This window comes from uncultured Slackia sp., from assembly GCF_944321625.1.
Classification (GTDB): domain Bacteria; phylum Actinomycetota; class Coriobacteriia; order Coriobacteriales; family Eggerthellaceae; genus Slackia.
On record NZ_CALUMA010000092.1, the window covers coordinates 1 to 3253 of the forward strand.

Annotated in this window: 3 protein-coding genes and 1 pseudogene; all 4 read left to right on the plus strand. The window is 64.1% G+C overall.

Annotation, left to right across the window (positions count from 1 at the left end):
- A pseudogene (locus tag Q0J60_RS08260) lies at window positions 1-209 on the plus strand (ABC transporter substrate-binding protein); the annotation flags it as partial.
- A 2-nt stretch (window positions 210-211) separates the two neighbouring features.
- On the plus strand, window positions 212-1261 hold the full coding sequence (locus tag Q0J60_RS08265; RefSeq protein ID WP_294440449.1) for an iron ABC transporter permease: 1050 nt from the start codon (window positions 212-214) through the stop codon (window positions 1259-1261).
- Window positions 1254-2132 (plus strand): ABC transporter ATP-binding protein, encoded by an 879-nt coding sequence (locus Q0J60_RS08270; protein WP_294440450.1) that lies wholly within the window; start codon window positions 1254-1256, stop codon window positions 2130-2132. Before Q0J60_RS08265 ends, Q0J60_RS08270 begins: the two co-directional genes overlap by 8 nt.
- Window positions 2133-2247: 115 nt before the next feature.
- Window positions 2248-3207: a PhoH family protein gene (locus Q0J60_RS08275; protein WP_294440451.1), complete on the plus strand. Its 960-nt coding sequence runs from the start codon at window positions 2248-2250 to the stop codon at window positions 3205-3207.
- Window positions 3208-3253 lie beyond the last annotated feature (46 nt).

Here is a 3253-nt window from a genome sequence, read left to right on the forward strand (position 1 = left end):
ATTACATTTTCCTCGTCCCCATGGGCGACGACGATGCTGCTGCCGAACGCAATCTGAAGGCGGCCACGGTGGATGTCCCTGCATGGTCGGAACTGCAGGCCGTCAAGGACGGGCATTGCGTCGTGCTCGACAAGGCTCTGTTCCTCTACAAACCCAATGCGCGTTGGGCGGAATCCTACGAGGAGCTTGCACGCGCATTCGAGGAGTAGTCATGCCGTTCGAACGAACGACTCGGCGAAGGGGCGAGGCGTCAGGGGAGGGCGCCTCGCCCCGTCGGCGCGTTGCCGTGCGATTCGCGGTGCTTGTAGGGCTTCTCGCAATCGTCTGTATGGCGGGCGCCGTTGCAGGTCCGAGCGACGTGGATGCGGGCGACCTCGTCGCGCTGATAAGCGGCGCTCCGATCGATGGCGGCGCGCGCAACATACTCGTGAACGTGAGGCTTCCTCGGGTCGCGGCGGCGGCGCTCGCAGGATGCGCGCTGGCTGCCGCGGGCGCAATCATCCAGGGCGTGCTCAACAATCCGCTGGCGAGCCCCAATATCATCGGCGTGAACGCGGGCGCCGGCTTCGCGGTGCTCGCTTCCGCCGCTCTGGCTCCTGCCGCTTCGGCGTGCACCCCCGTTGCCGCATTCCTGGGAGCGCTTTGCGCCGCTACGATCGTGTTTCTGATCTCGGCGGGGTCAGGCGCCTCGAAGCTTGCTGTGATTTTAGCGGGTATGGCGCTCACGGCGATATTCGGCGCGGGCATGAACGCGGTGCTGATCGTGGACCCCGATGCCTATGTGGGGTCGTCGGGCTTTCTCGTGGGCGGAGTCGCAGGAGTGGGCTTCGATGGCCTTGCGACGCCTGCGGCGGGCATAGCCCTGGGCCTTTTCTTATCGCTCGTTCTGGCAGGGCGTCTCGACATTCTTTCGCTGGGCGATGCCGCGGCGCATGCACTCGGCGTGAACGTCGCACGCAGCAGATTCGCCTGCCTTTCGGCGGCTGCGCTTCTGGCGGGGTCGGCGGTGAGCTTCGCGGGGCTTCTGGGGTTCGTGGGGCTGGTGGTGCCTCACGCCGTACGGTACTTCTTTGGCTATTCGAGCCGAACGGTCATCGTCGCCAGTGCGCTTTCAGGGGCCGCCCTTCTGGTGGTGTGCGACCTTGTGGCGCGCGTGGCATTCGCTCCGTATGAGGTTCCCGCGGGCATCCTCATGGCGCTTTTGGGAGGGCCGTTTTTCATCTATCTGATTCTGAGGCGGAGGAGTGCGCTCGATGATTGATGCGGACGTGTCGGAGGCGCTTGCGTTTGGCATAGGCGTTCCCGCTGCGCTGTCTTCCGCGGAGGTACGCAGGCTCAGCATGCCTTTCGCGCTCGAGATGCGCGACGTCTCGTTCTCGTATGGAAGGGTGCGCGTCTTGGAGGGGTTCGACCTGCGGGTGACGGCGGGCGTTCTTATGGGCGTGGTCGGGCCTAACGGGTCGGGAAAATCCACCGTGCTCAAACTTGCGGCGGGCCTGGCCACGCCAAGCCGCGGAGAGATTCTGCTGAGGGACGGCGCTGTCGCCGTGGGATCGATGAGCGCGCGGGAGCGTGCCCTCCAGGTATCCTATCTCCCTCAAAGAATGCCAATGCCGAATATGACGGTAGGGGAGCTCGTCTTGTGCGGCAGGCACGCCCATAGGCGATTTCTTGCGCCATACGATGCGTTGGATATCCGCGCGGCGGGCGAGGCGATGGAGCGGGCGGGCGTGTCTGCGCTTGAAGACAGGCAAGTGCGCGAGCTGTCGGGAGGCCAGCGCCAGCGAGCCTATCTTGCGATGCTTCTTGCGCAGGATGCGCGCCTGATGCTTCTTGACGAACCCACGAGTGCGTTGGATATCGGCGCGGCGCACGACGCGCTCGCGCTGCTCCGACGCGTCGTTCATGACGACGGGTGCACGGCGATAGCGGTGCTGCATGACTTGGACGTGGCGCTGCGCTACTGCGACGAGATCGCGGTGATGGAGCGGGGAAGCCTGACCTATCTGGGTCCTGCTGCGGAGGTGTCTGAAAGCCCGCAGCTCGAAGACGCGTTCGGCATCCGTCTTGCGAGCCATCGTGCGTTCGGCGAGCGTTGCTATACGTTCCATCCTCGTCCGGCGCGTTCTTGAGGGCGACGTTGTGGGGCGCCCGTACGGCGGGCAACGGGTCACCTCGCTTGCGTCCAGCAGGAGTTTTGCACGGACCGAACAAACGGTTCGTGCAACCTCTGGTACAATGATGCGCATGACTAACGATACGCAAATCACCCTCACCCTGCCCGAACACGTCGAGATGGCCGCCATCGTGGGGCCTTCTGATTCCGTCCTCCACGAGGTGCAGCGCGCCTTCGCGGCCCGCATCACCGTGCGGGGCGATACCGTGCGCCTTTCGGGCGATCCGCTCGAGGTGCAAAGCCTCACCGCGCTGTTCAGCGATTTCATCAAGATGGCGGCTTCGGGCACGCCTCCCACGGTGGAGGATGCCCAGCGTGCCGTGGAGCTTCTGCGCCAGGGGGCGTTTGCGCCGTCCATGTTGCGCGAAGATATCCTGCTTACCTATCGCGGTCGCGCCATCAGGCCAAAAACGGCTGGTCAGAAGCATTATGTGGACGCCATCCGCGAGAACACGGTCACGTTCGGCATCGGGCCTGCCGGCACGGGCAAGACCTATCTGGCCATGGCCATGGCGGTTGCGGCGCTCAAGCGCAAAGAGGTCAACCGCATCATCCTCACGCGCCCCGTGGTGGAGGCGGGCGAGAGCCTGGGCTTTCTGCCCGGCACGCTCACCGAGAAGGTGGATCCCTACATCAGGCCGCTTTACGACGCGCTCTTCGACATGACCGACATGGAGCGCGCCAAGCAGCTCATCGAGGGCGGCGTGATCGAGATCGCACCGTTGGCGTTCATGCGCGGCCGCACGTTCAACGACAGCTTCATCATCTTGGACGAGGCGCAAAACACCACGCCCGAGCAGATGAAGATGTTCCTCACGCGTTTGGGGTTCAACTCCAAGATGGTGGTCACGGGCGACGCCACGCAGGTCGATCTTCCGCGCGGCGCGTCGGGCCTCAAGCAGGTGCGCCGGATTCTAGCCGAAGTTGAGGATATCGCGTTTTGCGAGTTGACCGGGCGCGATGTTGTAAGGCACAATCTTGTCGCACGCATTGTCGAAGCATACGAAAGGGATGCCGCCAAGCGCGCGTAGGGTTCGTTTCTCCGACAACCAAAGATGCAAGGCGCGAACGCGTAGG